The sequence below is a fragment of the Devosia sp. LjRoot3 genome (assembly GCF_964252865.1).
GTDB lineage: Bacteria > Pseudomonadota > Alphaproteobacteria > Rhizobiales > Devosiaceae > Devosia.
Window position 1 is genome coordinate 440,014 of record NZ_CAXUPK020000002.1, and the last position, 15,266, is coordinate 455,279.

At 64.2% G+C, this 15,266-nt stretch carries 15 protein-coding genes; 8 read left to right on the forward strand and 7 right to left on the reverse strand.

Annotated features, from left to right (window positions below):
• Genes ACSQ2A_RS09220 through ACSQ2A_RS09230 form a run of 3 tightly spaced genes read left to right on the forward strand, consistent with a single transcriptional unit; the run spans position 1 to position 2,167 of the window.
• Entirely contained in the window at positions 1–1,353 is a 1,353-nt protein-coding gene (locus tag ACSQ2A_RS09220; protein WP_436071960.1) for a hypothetical protein, read from the forward strand.
• On the forward strand, positions 1,350–1,859 hold the full coding sequence (locus ACSQ2A_RS09225) for a DUF2249 domain-containing protein (protein WP_436071961.1): 510 nt from the start codon (positions 1,350–1,352) through the stop codon (positions 1,857–1,859). The genes ACSQ2A_RS09220 and ACSQ2A_RS09225 overlap by 4 nt, the downstream gene beginning before the upstream one ends.
• On the forward strand, positions 1,856–2,167 hold the full coding sequence (locus ACSQ2A_RS09230) for a metal-sulfur cluster assembly factor (protein ID WP_436071962.1): 312 nt from the start codon (positions 1,856–1,858) through the stop codon (positions 2,165–2,167). The genes ACSQ2A_RS09225 and ACSQ2A_RS09230 overlap by 4 nt, the downstream gene beginning before the upstream one ends.
• A gap of 129 nt (positions 2,168–2,296) precedes the next feature.
• On the opposite strand, the gene ACSQ2A_RS09235 is transcribed toward ACSQ2A_RS09230, so the two are convergent.
• The 4 genes from ACSQ2A_RS09235 to nirK all read right to left on the reverse strand — a co-directional run bounded on the left by ACSQ2A_RS09235 (position 2,297) and on the right by nirK (position 6,769).
• Complete coding sequence (locus ACSQ2A_RS09235; protein ID WP_436071963.1) at positions 2,297–3,508, reverse strand: NnrS family protein; 1,212 nt, start codon at positions 3,506–3,508, stop codon at positions 2,297–2,299.
• 291 nt (positions 3,509–3,799) lie between these two features.
• Complete coding sequence (locus ACSQ2A_RS09240) at positions 3,800–4,453, reverse strand: Crp/Fnr family transcriptional regulator (RefSeq protein ID WP_436072278.1); 654 nt, start codon at positions 4,451–4,453, stop codon at positions 3,800–3,802.
• A 138-nt stretch (positions 4,454–4,591) separates the two neighbouring features.
• On the reverse strand, positions 4,592–5,479 hold the full coding sequence (locus ACSQ2A_RS09245; protein WP_436071964.1) for an SUMF1/EgtB/PvdO family nonheme iron enzyme: 888 nt from the start codon (positions 5,477–5,479) through the stop codon (positions 4,592–4,594).
• A gap of 162 nt (positions 5,480–5,641) precedes the next feature.
• On the reverse strand, positions 5,642–6,769 hold the full coding sequence (gene nirK, locus ACSQ2A_RS09250) for a copper-containing nitrite reductase (RefSeq protein WP_436071965.1): 1,128 nt from the start codon (positions 6,767–6,769) through the stop codon (positions 5,642–5,644).
• 271 nt (positions 6,770–7,040) lie between these two features.
• Here nirK and ACSQ2A_RS09255 point away from each other — a divergent pair, with 271 nt between their 5' ends.
• The 4 genes from ACSQ2A_RS09255 (at position 7,041) to ACSQ2A_RS09270 (ending at position 9,846) form a co-directional block, all read left to right on the forward strand.
• Positions 7,041–8,198 (forward strand): HPP family protein, encoded by a 1,158-nt coding sequence (locus tag ACSQ2A_RS09255; protein ID WP_436071966.1) that lies wholly within the window; start codon positions 7,041–7,043, stop codon positions 8,196–8,198.
• A gap of 77 nt (positions 8,199–8,275) precedes the next feature.
• Positions 8,276–8,665: a hypothetical protein gene (locus ACSQ2A_RS09260; RefSeq protein ID WP_436071967.1), complete on the forward strand. Its 390-nt coding sequence runs from the start codon at positions 8,276–8,278 to the stop codon at positions 8,663–8,665.
• A 64-nt stretch (positions 8,666–8,729) separates the two neighbouring features.
• A complete protein-coding gene (locus ACSQ2A_RS09265; RefSeq protein WP_436071968.1) occupies positions 8,730–9,260 on the forward strand; it encodes a copper chaperone PCu(A)C in 531 nt (176 codons plus the stop codon).
• Positions 9,253–9,846: an SCO family protein gene (locus ACSQ2A_RS09270; RefSeq protein WP_295415430.1), complete on the forward strand. Its 594-nt coding sequence runs from the start codon at positions 9,253–9,255 to the stop codon at positions 9,844–9,846. Before ACSQ2A_RS09265 ends, ACSQ2A_RS09270 begins: the two co-directional genes overlap by 8 nt.
• Positions 9,847–10,074: 228 nt before the next feature.
• On the opposite strand, the gene ACSQ2A_RS09275 is transcribed toward ACSQ2A_RS09270, so the two are convergent.
• A complete protein-coding gene (locus ACSQ2A_RS09275) occupies positions 10,075–11,862 on the reverse strand; it encodes an adenylate/guanylate cyclase domain-containing protein (protein WP_436071969.1) in 1,788 nt (595 codons plus the stop codon).
• 128 nt (positions 11,863–11,990) lie between these two features.
• On the opposite strand from ACSQ2A_RS09275, the gene glpK reads away from it, so the two are divergent.
• Positions 11,991–13,520: a glycerol kinase GlpK gene (gene glpK / locus ACSQ2A_RS09280; protein WP_436071970.1), complete on the forward strand. Its 1,530-nt coding sequence runs from the start codon at positions 11,991–11,993 to the stop codon at positions 13,518–13,520.
• A 22-nt stretch (positions 13,521–13,542) separates the two neighbouring features.
• On the opposite strand, the gene ACSQ2A_RS09285 is transcribed toward glpK, so the two are convergent.
• Both ACSQ2A_RS09285 and prpB read right to left on the reverse strand, forming a co-directional pair.
• The gene (locus ACSQ2A_RS09285; RefSeq protein ID WP_436071971.1) at positions 13,543–14,208 is read right to left on the reverse strand and encodes an epoxyqueuosine reductase QueH; all 666 of its coding nucleotides are present in this window, start codon (positions 14,206–14,208) and stop codon (positions 13,543–13,545) included.
• 133 nt (positions 14,209–14,341) lie between these two features.
• Positions 14,342–15,253 carry a methylisocitrate lyase gene (gene prpB / locus ACSQ2A_RS09290; RefSeq protein ID WP_436071972.1) on the reverse strand — a complete coding sequence of 304 codons (912 nt, stop codon included), beginning with the start codon at positions 15,251–15,253 and terminating at the stop codon, positions 14,342–14,344.
• Positions 15,254–15,266 lie beyond the last annotated feature (13 nt).

Below are 15,266 nucleotides of genomic sequence, written 5' to 3' on the forward strand. Positions count from 1 at the left end.
ATGCAGATGGCGACGATATCGCGGTGGACCCTTGCCTATTTTGGCTGCGCGCTGGTGGCGCTGGTGGCCGCGCTGGCTTTGCTGGTGAGCGGGTTCGGGTTTCCGAGTGATGGCATTGCGGCGCCGCGGACGCTGATCGTGGTGCATCTGCTGGCCATCGGCTGGCTGACGCTGCTGATGCTCGGCGCGCTGTTTCAGTTTTTGCCGGTGCTGGTGGGGCGGGAGCTGGCGCATGCGCGACTGACGCCGCTGGCGCTGGTTCTGGTGGTGTCGGGGCTGTTGTTTCTCCTTTCGGGATTTGCCGGGCTCGATGGGTGGAGTGGTTTTGCCAGCGAAATGCTTCCCGTCGGCGGCTTGCTGCTGATTTCGGGGTTTGGGGTTGCCGCATTTGTGCTGTTTGCGACGCTGCTGCGGGCCGAGACATTGCCGCTGCCGGCGGCGTTCGTGGCCGTAGCGCTGATGAGCGTCCTGGTGACGGCGCTGATCGGGGAAACGCTGGCCGGGGCGCTTGCCGGATTGGTGGGGGGCGAATTCTCGGTGGCGCTGGTGACCCATGGGGTGTCGCTGCATGCCGGGTTCGGGCTTGGTGGCTGGCTGACGCTGGCGGCCATGGGGGTCAGCTATCGGCTGGTGTCGATGTTTCTCATTGCGCCCGAGCGCAAGGGCGCCTGGCCCATGCTGGTCTTCGGTTCGGCATTCGTGGCGCTGGCGGGGCTTTGCATGGCGCTGGGCCTCTTGCTCGCGCTCAACACTTCCTTGCCAATCGTCCTGGTGGTGGCCGGTATTGCGGCTGCGGTGACCGTGGTGGCCTATCTGGGCGATATTGCCGTTCTCTACCGGGCGCGGCGACGCAAGGCGGTTGAGCTGCATATGCTCTCGGCGCTGGGGGCTTTCGGGATGCTGGCGCTGGGTGCGGTGATGCTGGGTTTTGGGCTGTGGCAGGGGACCGAGGCGGCAATCGGGGCGGCGGTCTATGTGCTGGTGCTGGGCTGGCTTACCGGGCTCGGGCTTGCCATGCTCTACAAGATCATTCCGTTTCTCACCTGGCTTGAATGCTTTGCGCCGGTGATGGGACGAAGGCCGACGCCGCGGGTGCAGGATCTGGTGGCCGAGGGGCGGGCGCGGATCTGGTTCGGCGTCTATTTCGCGGCGATCGTCGTCGGTGCGCTGGCGCTCCTGGCGGAAATGCCGCTGGCGACGCGCGCCGCCATGGGGCTGCAATTGGTATCGGTCCTATTCTTGATGGGTCAGTTTTACCGGGCGCGGCGGCTCATCGACCTGCCTTCGCCATGGCAGGGACAGGAAAGGCCGCGCCTCTTCCTGCCCGCACGGGAACCAAGGAGATTTATATGAGCGATGCTCTCGAACTCGATGTCCGGCCGATCCTCAGAAATGGCGGGGAGCCGTTTGGCGCCATCATGGCGGCAGTCAATAGTCTGGCGCCCGGGCAGAGTTTCAAGCTGTTTGCGACCTTCAAGCCGGTGCCGCTGTTTCGGGTGATGGAGACGAAGGGCTTTGGCTATGAGGCAAGTCCGCTTGAGGATGGTGACTGGCAGGTGATTTTTACCCCTGTCGGCGAGGCCGAAAGGGCAGCCTTGTCCTCGCCCGAAAATCCCGACAGCTGGGGCGACCCGACGCACTATCTCGACTGCACCGATCTTGATCCGCCGCAGCCCATGGTCGAAATTCTGGGGCGCCTCGAAACCATGGATGAGGGGCACGTGCTGTTTGCGCTATTGGGACGGGAGCCGGTGTTCCTGTTCCCCGAATTGCAGGCGCGCGGCCATGCATGGGTGGGGGACTTTGACGAGACGGGCGATGCCTATCGGCTGATGGTGCGGGTGGGTGCGCGGAAATGAGTTTTCCCCCAACCATGGAGCTGGAAGCCGACATAAGGGCGGCGCTGCGCACGGTGATCGATCCGGAGCTGGGCCACAATATCGTCGATCTGGGCCTGATCTATGACATCGAGATCAGGCGCGATGGCGTTGTCGAGGTGATCATGACCACGACGACGCGGTTTTGTCCCGCAACGGGGTTCATTCGCGAGGCGGTTGAGGCCTGCGTCAGCGCGGTGCCGGGGGTGAAGGAGGTGAGCGTGGAGCTGACCTATGATCCGCCCTGGGGCGCAGAGCGGATGGCGCCGGAGATTGCGCGGCGGTTTTAGGGGTTTGCCCAGAGGGAAGGCCCCCTCACCCGACGCTAGGCGTCGACCTCTCCCCCAGAGGGAGAGGTGGGCGGTTGCCAAGTCGCGGAGCGACACCTCTTCCTTGGTTTGAATGAGGGGCCTTGAGGTTCATTCCGGCCTTGGCTTGCGCTTGGTCAGCAGGATCGGCGCATATTCCAGCACATAGAGACCGAAGGCGAGCATCCAGCAGAGGCCGCTGAGGGAAACCAGGGCCATGTAGTGCTCTGGAGCAAGCGTTGCCAGCGGGCGCAGGATGGCGCCGAATAGCAGGCAGAGATAGCTGAGCCCGGTCGTCATAGAGGCGGTCAATGGTGTGCCGGTGTGGCCGCGCGTGGCGCGGCTCATCACCGCAAGGGTCATGAGACCGATGCCGCCCACGGTGAAAACGTGTAGAGCCGAGATGGGGTCGAAGAGACCAAAGGGCACGAGGGCGATGATGAAAAAGCCCAGCGGCACGAAGGCATAGGCGAAGTGGAGCACGAGGACCAGGCGCTCGGCTGATGTCTGCCAGCCCTGCCAGCGGGCGAGGCGGATGGTGTTGAGGACGCCGGCGACGAGCGCGGCTGCCGAGGTGGCGGGATGATCGGGGATGGACACCCAAGCAGCAAGGGCGAGGCAGGCGGCGACGAGGCTCAGCGTATCGAAATGATTGTAGGGCGTGGGCAGCGTCTTGGCTTCGCGTTTGGCCAGCCAATTGCGGGTAAAACTCGGGATGATGCGGCCGCCGATAATGCCGATGAGCATGATGAAAGCGGCGACGGCCAGGCGATTGGCAAGGCCTGGATCTTGGGCCTTGAGCACGAGGACGTGGTAGCCGGCATTAGCTGTGGCCAGGGCGGCGACGGCGGCGAGAATTTTGAGGTCGCGCCATTTGCGGCCGGCGATGATTTCTCTTGCGCAGATGACGAGAAGAAGCGGCAGGAAGAGTGCATCGATCGCGACGGCAAGAGTGATGTCGATCATGTCTGGCGCAATGAGCGCGGCGCGGCCGGCGAGCCAGACGGCAAACAGCAGCGCGAGCGGCGCGCCGGAGACGGGCAGACGCCCGGTCCAATTGGGAATGGCGGTGAGGAGAAAGCCTGCAAGGGCGGCGGTGCTATAGCCAAAGAGCATTTCATGGGCGTGCCAGGCCGGACCACCGTAGAGGCCGCCTATGGGCAGGTCGGCCATGAGGGCGAGAATCCAGAGTGCCATGGCCAGGACGGCCCAGATGCCCGCCGCGAGAAAGAAGGGGCGGAAGCCGTAGGAGAGCAGGACCGGGCCGCTATGGGCGAGGCCGCGCGGCACCGGCTTGCGGCGGGGGAGCGTATCTTGGGTCATGAGGCACCTTTTGGGATTGTGCCGGGGGTAACGCGATAGCGCGAGCATGTCCTTGCGGTGGCGCAAGGAGTGTTGGCGGGCTCGACCCGTTGCGTCGAGTTTTCGACAAGATACCCCCACCCTCATTCCCTCCCCACAAGGGGGAGGGAGTTCACTCCGACCACTCATATTTCCACGGTGTCATTCCCGCGAAAGCGGGAATCTCCTTGCACAGAAACAGAGATTCCCGCTTTCGCGGGAATGACACCGTGGAGGTGGGTGCGTGGTAAGGGTGATACTGGATGGCTGCCCCTAGCTCTCTCGCCCAGCCCCTTCGGCCAGGGCCTGCAGGCGTTCCTTGTCGCGGACCAGCAGTTTCTGGCGGCCACCTTTGACGATACCCTGGCTTTCCCAGGCGCTGAAGAGGCGCGAGACGGTGTGGAGCGTGGTGCCGGTCATTTCGGCGACGTCCTGGCGGGTCAGCGGGAAGTCTATGCGGGTGCCTTCTTCCTCGCGGCGGCCGGCCTGTTCGATGAGGCGGAGGACGGCGTGGGCGACGCGGCGTTCGACTTCTTCGGTCGACATTTCGCGGATGCGGGTATGGGCTTCCTGGAGGCGCTGGCCGATGGTGCGCATGGCATTGACGGCCAGATGCGGGTTCTGTTCGACCACGCTCCCCCAGACATCGTTGGGCCAGGAGAGGACGACGCTTTCGGCGGCGGCAATCGGGGTGCCAGGATAGTCATCGCGCTGCAGCGCCTGGGCGAAGCCAAAGATGTCGCCGGGATGGACGACGCGGACGATGATCTGCTGGCCTTCGGAGGTGACCTGGGTGACCTTGAGGCGGCCATGGAGGAGGAGGAAGAACTGGGTCGCTTTCTGGCCCTGTTCGAAGACTGCCTCGCCCACCGGAATGCGCCGCGTGCTGACGCGGGCGAGGAGCTGATCGAGGTCAGTGTCGCTCATGCGCGCAAAGAGCGGCAGCGCGCGCACCAGGCTGCGGTCGACGTCGGCCAAAACCGTTACCCCAATCGTTTTTGCTAGCTTGGCTTTTAGCGCAAAAACGACGGGCTGAATATCCGCCAATCGGCCGCAGGCAGGGTTTCAAAATCCGAGCCGGCCCCAGAAATTTTCGTACCAGGCCGGCCGGCGAACCAGGCGGAAGCCGAGATTGTCGGGGGGCAGGCCGACCGAGCAGCCGCCGCTTTTGGCGTCGCGGATGAAATAGCTCATCGAGGCGCGATGCTTGCCTTCGAGCACGCGGATGGTGCAGGCGGGCTGTTCGCTGAGGATTTTGCCGGCGACATCGACATGGACGCGGCGGTGGCAGGTGTCGGTCCATTCCCAGACATTGCTGCCCATATCGGCCAGGCCATATTCGTTTTCGCCATAGGTGCCCACGGGTTTGGGCGTGGGATCGGCGGCGGCCTGGCGTTCGGCTTCCTTGCGATAGTCGGCGAGCCAGCGCAGGGCGGGGTTGCCGGTATCGTCGATATTGAGGGCGTCATCGGTAAAGCGGCTGCCGGCGGCATAGGCCCATTCGGCATCGGTGGGCAGGGCCCAGGCCTGGCCGGTCTTGTCGCTGAGCCAGGCGGCATAGGCGGTGGCGTCGCCGAAATGGACGCCGGTGACGGGGATATTGCCCTTGCCCGGATTGCGCGGTTCCGCCGCCTCGCAGGCGCCGTCGGCAACGCAGAGGGCGTAGTCGGCTGCGGTTACCTGATATTTCATCATGGTCAGGGGCGCGGGGATAGCTGTGTCGGCCAGGGGGGCATCGACGGGATTGCCGTCGATGAAGAAGTGGCCTTCGACGCGGTAGGTGACCTGGCCCGGCGGCAGGGTGACGGTCTGCGGAGCAATGCTCGCTCCGGCCCAGGGCATGGGCGGCAGGGGCAGGGTCTGAAGGGCAATGGCGCCGAGGGCGAGTGCCAGGAGGGTGGCGGGAAGAGCGATCCCGACCGTGTCTTTTGGCTTGTGGGCGAGGGCAGTCATGTCTGCCTCCGATTAAAGGGTTGCCCAGCGCCTTGTGGCGCCGGCTGCCCTCGGGCTCGACCCGAGGGCCTCTATTCGTGCGCACCGAAGCGGTGGCGGCTCACCGGCTGGCCCTCGGGTCAGGCCCGAGGGCAGCGCAGTGGATTTGACAGTCTTGGCCGATCAGATCGGGCTTGGAGCCAGCACGCCGGTCATCAGGTCGTCGTTCCATTCGCCTTCGACCACGAAGTGGCCGGCGGCGCCGAGTTCGAAGGCCTCGATCAGGTTGTGGTTCACATAGGCGTAGACGCCGGGCTGGTGGAAGGTATAGACCGCCGCGCCTGCCGTGCCGCCGGGGATGAACCACGTTTCCTGATCGACATCAGGCGGGGTGTGGAACTTGCCCGTGGGCCAGACGAAGTCGCCGTGACCGCCGATCAGGTGGGGCCGCGTGTCGCGGTTGGCCTGCGAGTGGACGATCAGAACGGTTTCCCCGACATTGGCCTTGAGGGCATTGTCGCCAGTCAAGGCGCCAACCTTGCCGTTGAAGACCACATGGCTCGGCAGCAGGGTGCGCATGACCTCGAGCGTATCGGCATAGCCATCCCCGATGCTCTCATAGGTCTTGTAGTTGCCGTCTGCGTCCTTGGGGACATAGAAATCCTGCTCGCCGACATAGTAGACCCGGTCATAGGCGATCGGGTTGCCCTTGGGATCCTTGAGGCCCTCGCGCGGCAAGACCATGATGGCGCCGTTCATGCCCGAGGTGACGTGCCAGGGCACCATGCCTTCCGGGGCGCAGTGATAGACGAAGACGCCGGCCTTGGTGGCCTTGAAGCGCAGCACCGCCTTTTCGCCCGGATTGACATTGGTCAGCTTGGCGCCGCCCAGAGCACCGGTTGCCGCGTGGAAGTCGATATTGTGCGGCATGAGGTTGGTGTCGGGGTTGATCAGGGTCAGTTCGACATAGTCGTCCTGATGCACCACCATCAGCGGACCGGGCACCGAGCCATTAAAGGTCATGGCCCAGATTTCGACGCCGTCTTCGACCGCGTGCTTCTTCTCCTCGATCACCATGGTGAATTCGACGATTTTCGGCGCGCCGGGAGCGGTCTGCTCATGGGCATGCACGAAAGGCGGCGTGACGAGTTCGACTTTCACGCGTTCGAGCGCGCTGAGATCGACTGGTGCCACTGCGGCTGCTGCTTCCTGGGCGGTCGCGGCGAGCATGGTCGCCAATTGCGCTGTCGCCCCGACGGTCGCTGCGCCGACAAGTAGAGCGCGCCGCGAAAGAAGGTTTGCTTGAGCCATTTTCTTCTCCTGGACCCGGCACGATTATTTCTGTGCCTTCGTGAAGGAAACTATTCTGGCCTGCGCAAGACTTCCTTGATCTAGAACAAATGGCCGTTGATTTGCAAAAGTATGACTGTTTTGTCATTGTTTGACTTGGCGCAAAGAGGCGGCACTTGCGGCCGGGCCTTGCGCGATGCCCGGCGGGGGCGAAAAGTGCGTTTCCTTTTTTGGACGGAATTGGTCGCGCATGCCTTGGCGCGGCGCGGCTGGCGCTTTAGGAAGCGGGGCCATGAAAATTCCAGCCTTTCTCGCCCGCCTTGTGCCCCATCTCGTTGCCGTCAGTCCGGTTGAACGGCTGCGTGCGGCCGCGGGGGCCTGTCTGGGCATTCTGGTGGTCGGGATCATCGGGCGGCTGGCTCTGCCGGCGTCGGCGGCGCCATTGCTGATTGCGCCGCTCGGGGCCTCGGCCGTGCTGCTTTTTGCGGTGCCGGCGAGTCCCCTGGCGCAGCCCTGGTCGATCATCGGGGGCAATGGGATTGCCGCGGTCGTGGGGGTCCTGGCGGCCATGCTCGTGCCGGACCAGAGTGTTGCGGCCGCATTGGCGCTGGGGGTGAGCATTGGCCTGCTGCTGACGTTCAAGTGCCTGCATCCGCCAAGCGGGGCCGTGGCACTGACCGCCGTTCTGGGTGGGCCGGCGATCCATGACCTGGGATTTTTCTATGTGCTCTGGCCGGTGCTGGCAGGCTCATTTGCACTGCTCGTGGCGGCCATCGGCTACAATCGGCTGACCGGCAAGGTCTATCCGCATCGGGCGCAGGTGCATGCGCCGGTCGCTTCGGCGGGGCAGGCGGGCGGGCTTGGGGTGACGGTCGATGATCTCACCACGGCCATTCGCGAGCGCGATGAGGTGGTGCCGGTCGATCCGGAAGATCTCGAAGAGGTGTTGCAGCGGGCAGAAGTGCTGGCGTTCAACCGCCGTTCGGGCGGGGTGATCGCCTCGGCGGTGATGTCGCAGAATGTCGCCAGTGTCATGCCGGGTACGTCGCTACGGATTGCGCTCAAGCTGCTGCGCACTAATGGCGTCAAAGCGCTGCCGGTGGTGGATGCGGAGCGGCGCGTGGTGGGGATCGTCACGCAGACCGATCTCCTCGACAAGGCGGACTGGGGGCCTTCGGCGACCGGTTCGGGCCTGGGCTGGCGCCTGCGTTCCATCGGCAATTCGGACCGGCCGCTGCGCGGCAAGGTGCGGGACGTGATGACAAGCGACGTGCGCTCGGTGCCGGTGACGACGCCGATTGCGCGGGTGGTGCAGGTGATGGCCGAGACGGGGCATCATCACGTGCCGGTGGTCGATGTTGCGGGCAAGCTTGCCGGCATGGTGACGCAGTCGGACGTCGTGGCAGCGCTGTTCCATGTCAACCAGGCGGAACTGGCGCGTACGGCTTAAGTCTGGCTCTGCGACACTGCGCGCCTTGCTTCTTGGACGAGCAAGGCGTAGCTGAAACCCCATATCGGGGAGACGTCATGCCCAATCGCATGCGCCAGATCGGACGAGAAGTGGGCGCCGCCATTGCGGTTCTGGCGCTCTATATGCTCGTGCTGCTGGCGCCATTGCATCAGTCCTCAGGACTGCAGCGCGAACTGGCGCGGCTCGGCTTTGAATCGAGCGTCTCCTGGTCGGTCTGTACGTCAGTGGCCAATCCGGTTCGTGGCGACAGCGAGACGCCGACGGCGGCAAAATGCCCGCTGACGGGCGCAGGCAAAACCCAATTTGTGGCCGTGTTGCCGCCGGTGGCCCAGCCGCCGCTGGTGCGGGATGCCAATCCCGTTCAGTTTCAGGCCAATGTTCATTCCGGTCTTGCCAAGCCGATGGAGCATCCGGGGCAGCCGCGCGGGCCGCCTCGCGCCGCCTGATCCACGGATCTCCTGTTCAGGCCGCCTTGCGGCACCCATCTCCATTGCTTTTCGAGGACACGAAATGACGCTTCGTCTTTCCGCCATCGCCCTTGCCTTCACGGCACTTTTTGCTCCCGCCCTGCCAACTCTCGCGCAGGATGCCCATGCCACGCATCAGGCCGAAGTGATCGTGCTGGGCTCGATCGAAATTACCGGCGCCTTTACCCGCGCCACTTTGCCCAACGCCCCGGTCGGCGGTGGTTTCCTGACCATCACCAACACGGGTGCGGAAGTTGATCGGCTGGTGTCGGTCAGCACCGATATCGCCAAGGAAGCCCAGATCCATGAAATGGCCATGGAAGGCGATGTCATGAAGATGCGGCAGCTCAAGGACGGGCTCGAATTACCGGCCGGCGAAACCGTGGCGCTGGAGCCGGGTGGCCTGCATCTGATGTTCATGGGCCTCTCCGGCGCGATTGCCGAAGGCGATGTGGTTCCGGTGACGCTGACCTTTGAAAAGGCGGGTACCGTGACCGTGGATCTCGTGGCCGGCGCGACAGCGGCCGATGCGCCGGCGCATGGTGCACATGGGGACAAGGCGAGCCATGAGTAATCTCGGACGCCTGCGTGCGGTTCTGTGGGCACTGGTTGCGGTCGCCGGGCTCGGCGCTGCCGGGCTCTACACCTATTCGGCAACGCGCCCCAGCGTGGCGCAAAACCTCGGCGACGGCGACTATCAGCTGACGACAGCGAGCGGGGAAGCGTTCACCCGACAGAGTTTTGCCGGGGCGCCTTCCATGCTGTTCTTCGGCTTTACCCATTGCCCGGAAGTGTGCCCGACTTCCCTTGCCGAAATGACCTCGTGGTACGAGGCGCTGGGCGATGAGGCCAAGGATCTGAAGGCCTATTTCGTGACGGTCGATCCCGAGCGCGATACGGCCGAGATCATTGCCGACTACGTCTCGTGGACGGGGCGCGTCACCGGCATCACCGGCACGCCGGAAGAGATCGAGAAGGCGGCAAAGGCCTGGGCGATCTACTACCAGAAGGTGGCCCTCGAAGACGGAGACTACACGATGGACCATACCGCTTCGATTTTCCTGCTCAATAGCGAGGGGAATTTTGAGGGGACGATTGCCTATCGTGAGGATAGCGCCACGGCCTTGGCCAAGCTGCGGAAGTTGCTGGCTGAGGGGTAGGCTCGGTTGTCGCTGCAACCGGGCTTGTCCCGGTGGTCCCCAGCGGAGGCGAGATGGATTGCCGGGACAGGCCCGGCAATGACGAAGGGGGGTGGGTTTAGTGCCTGGGCCCCCTTGCTCGCTCAGACCGAGATCGTCACCCTCGGGCTTGACCCGAGGGCTCTACACTTGTTGCGCGGTGGCCAAGTGAAGTCTCCTCGGGTCGAGCCCGAGGATGACGTTCTGAGGCTAGGGCGAAACCGCCTCCGTCCTCTCCTGCAGTCCGGCCTTGGCCAGGCCGCCGATGTATTTGTCCAAAAGGTCCGGATGCATGAAGCGCAGGCTGTCGCGGATGGTTGCGAGATCGATGCCGGGGCGGCCGGCGCGGAATTTGTCGAGGGCGGCGGTGGCGGCGGTCATGTCGCCGAGGGCGGCATAGTAGCTGGCGAGATCGCGGAACGGCCAGCTGAGGCCCGGGCGTTCGGCGATGGCTCGGCTCGCGAACTCGACGGCCTCCTGTGGGCGGTCTGCGGCGAAATGGGCCAGCGCCGTTCCGAACAGCATGTTGAAGGCAAAGGGGTCCATGGGGCTGAGGCGGAGCGAGGCCTGGAAGGCCTTTATCGCGTCGTCGGGCCGGCCGAGATAGACGAGGCCATAGCCCTTTCGCAGCCAGGCCCAGGCGTGGTTGGGGTCCAGCACCAGGGCGCGTTCGGCAAGGTCCTTGGCGCGGGCGACATCGCCGCCGGTCTGCATGATGGCCGAGGCCAGGGCGGTCATGGCTGTGGGATTGCCGATGGCGGTTTCCGAGGCGCGTTCGATGGCCTTTTGTGCCTCGCGGCGCTCGCCGGGAATGTCGTCGGTCCAGTTATAGGCGATCTGCTGGCCGTGGGCCCAACCGACCAGCGCGGCGGCAAGGCCGTAATTGGGCTCGAGCGCTAGGGCTTGTTGCAGGAGGACAATGGCCTCGCGATTGGCCGCGGGCTGGTGGGCCCAGAGCTGGGGCATGGCGCGCATGACGAGGTCATAGGCGGCCAGCGTATCGGGGCGCTTGGAGAGGGCTCGCTCGATTTCGGCCTGGCGGATGGAGGGCTGGATGGCGCTGGCGACGAGCGCGGCCATGTTGTCCTGGAGGTCGAAGAGATCTTCGACCGAGCCATTGACCTTGTCGGACCAGATATGATTGCCGCTTTCGGTTTCGACCAATTGGGCTGTGATGCGCACCTTGTCGCCGACGCGGCGCACGCTGCCTTCGACGACATAGCGCACGCCCAGTTCCCGCCCGACCTGACGCACGTCCAGCGCGCGGCCCTTGTAGGAAAAGGCGGAATTGCGGGCGATGACGAAGAAGTCGCGGATGCGCGCCAGGGTGGCGGTGATTTCTTCCACCACGGCATCGGCAAAATAGGTCTGGTCGGCTTCACCCGACAGATTGTCGAAGGGCAGGACGACTACCGATGGCCGGCTCGACGGGGCGACGATGGGCGCCTCGTCTTTCTTGGGCAGGGCTTTTGTCGCCCCGCTCGGGTGCCAGACATAGAGATGCACGGTGCGGGGGATATTCTTGAGGATGGTGGGGCCGATATCGGTGAAGATCAGATCGGTCTGGCCGCCGAGATAGGCGTGCATCCACTTGGTCACGGCCATGCCGCCGGGCGGGGAAATGCCCTGCACCCGGACGGCGAGATTGACGCCATTGCCGAAGAGATCGTCGCCATGGACCAGGACATCGGCCATGACGATGCCGGCGCGCACCTGCAGCACTTCGCCGCCCGGAACCTTGATCTGGCGCTGGTGGAGATCGCGCTGCGCGTCGGCGACCCAATCGAGTGCCGTCAGGGCGCTGCTGAACTCGGCGAGGAAGCCGTCGCCCATGGTTTTGAAGATGGTGCCGCCGCGATCGCCGATGTCCTTGGTGAAGTAGCCATAGGTTTGGCGGACCAGCCGGACGGTCTTGGGTTCATCGTGCTGGACGAGCCGGGAGAAGCCGACGACGTCGACCGAGACTATGGGGACCAGACGACGCTCGGACTTCACCATGAACGTGTGCTTTCGCAGGGACGATCAAATCTAGCAGTTCCTGGCGTTGAGCACGAGATCAAGCTGTTGCCCAAAGTGGTTTTTTGGCGCTCTACTTGAAATGGGCAAGTATAGGGGCGGACGGCGGCATGGGAGCCTATATTCTGGTCATCGACCAGGGCACGACGTCTAGTCGTGCCGTGATTTTCGATGCCGCGCAGAATATCGTGGGCATGGGGCGAATGGATTTCACCCAGCACCAGCCCGCGCCCGGCTGGGTGGAGCATGTGCCCGAGGAAATCTGGGCCACCTGTCTCTGGGCCTGCAAGACGGCCTTGCGCAAGGCCGGGATCACGGCGGCCGATCTTGCCGGGATCAGCATTACCAACCAGCGCGAGACCACCGTGGTCTGGGACCGCAAGACCGGCAAGGCCATCCACAATGCGATCGTCTGGCGGGACATACGGGCGGCTGAAACCTGCCAGCGCCTGCGCGAGAAACGGCCGGAAGCGGACAAGCTGGTGCGGCGCCGGTCGGGGCTGATGCTGGCGCCCTATTTTTCGGCGCCCAAGGTCAAGTGGATCCTCGACCATGTGAAAGGCGCGCGGCAGCGGGCGCGGCGGGGCGAACTGGCCTTTGGTACCGTGGACAGCTGGCTGATCTGGCGGCTGACCGGGGGCAGGGTGCATGCGACCGATGCCACCAATGCCAGCCGGACGCTGTTTTATGATCTCAAGTCCGGCGACTGGCATGAGGATCTCATCGAGCTTTTCGACGTGCCGGCGTCGATGCTGCCGCGCGTCTTGGACAGTGCCGATGATTTCGGCCAGACGGAGCCGAGCGTGCTCGGAGCCGCTGTGCCCATTCATGGGGTTGTGGGGGACCAGCAGGCGGCCCTGATCGGGCAGGGGTGTTTTGCACCGGGCATGGCGAAATCGACCTATGGGACGAGCTGCTTTGCCCTGCTCAATACGGGTAGTATCTGCGTCAAATCCCGGCATCGGCTGCTGACGACGGTGGCTTATCGCCTGGGCGGTAAGACCACCTATGCGCTTGAGGGGGTCATCTTCACCATTGGCGGGGCGCTGCAATGGCTGCGCGATGACCTGGAGATCATTCGGGATTGGCCGGAGGCCGATGCGCTGGCGGCTGTTTCCGACCCCGATGAGGACGTCTATCTCGTGCCGGCCTTTTCAGGGCTGGGGGCGCCGTGGTGGGACAATGAGGCGCGTGGGACGCTCGTCGGCCTGACGCGCAATAGCCGCAGGGCGGAGCTGGTGCGGGCGGCACTGGAGGCGGTGGGGTACCAATCGCGCGACATGTTCGAGGCCATGCGGCGCGATCTCAAACTGGAGCAGGCCATGGTGCTGCGCGTCGATGGCGGCATGGTGGCCTCGGATTGGACCATGCAGTTCCTGGCCGATATTTTGGACCTGCCGGTCGATTGCACGCGCGTGCCCGAAGTGACGGCGCTGGGGGCGGCGTGGCTAACGGCGTGGAAGACCGGGCTTTGGCCCGAGGCGGATAGTTTTGGGGCGCGGCGCGACTTCCATCAGGAGTTTTTGCCGCGGATGGCGCCGGCCCTGCGCAAGCGCAAACTCAGGGGCTGGCGCGGGGCGCTCGACAAGGCGCTTACCGGGGCGGTCGCGTTCGAAAAGGCGCGGCGGCCCTTCGGCTAGGCACCTGGGGAATGGCAACCGATTACTCGGAGGTCGTCTCCTTGCCGTAGTATTTTTCGCCCAGGACGATGCGTTCGCGGCCGGTCGAGACGCGGTGCTCGTTGGTATCGCGCAGCGAATAGACGCAGCCGCAATATTCCTGCTGATAGAATTCTTCGCGCTTGGAAATTTCGATCATGCGGGCGGAGCCGCCACCCTTGCGCCAGTTGTAGTCCCAGTAGGAGAGGCCTTCATAGGGCGCGACGGCGCGTTTGCCGCTCTCGTTGATCTGGGCCATGTTTTTCCAGCGCGAAATGCCGAGCGAACTCGTCATCACCGGAAAACCGTGCTCGTGGGCGTAAAGCGCGGTGCGCTCGAAACGCATGTCGAAGCACATGGTGCAGCGGATGCCGCGCTCGGGCTCGTGCTCCATGCCTTTGGCGCGCGCGAACCAGTTGTCGCGGTCGTAATCGGCGTCGATGAACGGTACGTTGTTCTTCTCGGCAAAGCGGACATTCTCGTCCTTGCGCAGCAGGTATTCGCGCTTGGGGTGAATGTTGGGATTGTAGAAGAAAATCGTATATTCGACGCCCGAGGCCAGCATTGCCTCCATCACCTCGCCCGAACAGGGGGCGCAGCAGGAATGGAGCAGCACTTTCTTCTCGCCGGTGGGGGGCGTCAGGACGGGACGTTCGAATTCTTCGCTCATGAGCGGGTCATTAGCAAAAGCGAAGCGGGATTTCCAGTTTTTCTGACCACGGCGTCATTCCCGCGAAAGCGGGAATCCTGTTCCAGAAGCGAAGATCCCCGCTTTCGCGGGGATGACACGGTGGGAGGGGATGTCAAATGGGCTCCGGCACGATTGTCGCCACGATGGAGGCATCCAGTGCCTCGTAATCGGCGAGGCCAATCGTGGCGTAGAGTTCGGCGCGGGTCTGCATTTCGGGGACCATGGCCTTGGTCGAGCCATCGGCGGCGATAGTGGCGTAGAGCTTTTCCTGCGCCTTGTTGGCGACGCGGAGAGACGAGACCGGCCAGATGACCATGCGGTAGCCCATGTCTTCAAACTCGGAAGCGGTGAAGAAGGGCGTCTTGCCGAATTCGGTCATGTTGGCGAGGAGCGGCACGCCGGGCATGCGGCGGGCGAATTCGCGGAACATTTCGGCCGTGTTCAGCGCCTCGGGGAAGATCGCGTCGGCGCCGGCTTCCATATACATTTTGGCGCGGGCCACGGCGCCGTCGATGCCTTCGCTGGCGGCAGCGTCGGTGCGGGCGATGATGTAGAGGTGGCGGCGGGCTTTTGCGGCCGCGTTGACCTTGGCGGCCATGTCGTGGGCGGTGGCGAGTTTCTTGTCGTTCAGGTGCCCGCACTTCTTGGGCAGCAACTGGTCTTCGAGATGCACGGCGCCGGCGCCGGCCTCTTCGAAGGCGCGGACCATGTGCATGACGTTGAGCGCTTCGCCATAGCCGGTATCGCCATCGACCAGCACCGGCAGGCCCGAGGCGCGGGCCACCTGCTTGATGAAGAAGGAGACTTCATCGACGGTGATGATGCCCAGGTCCGGCAGGCCCATGGAGGCGGTCATGGCAGCGCCCGATAGGTAGAGTGCTTCAAAGCCTGCGGCCTTGGCCTGTAGCGAGGCCATGCCATTGTGGGCGCCGGGCAGGCGCAAAATGCCGCCGCGCTCGATCAGCGACCGGAAGCGCAGGCCAGCGGGTTCGTTCGGCAGGTCCGAGGAGAGAAGATAGGGCATGACGAGAAATCCT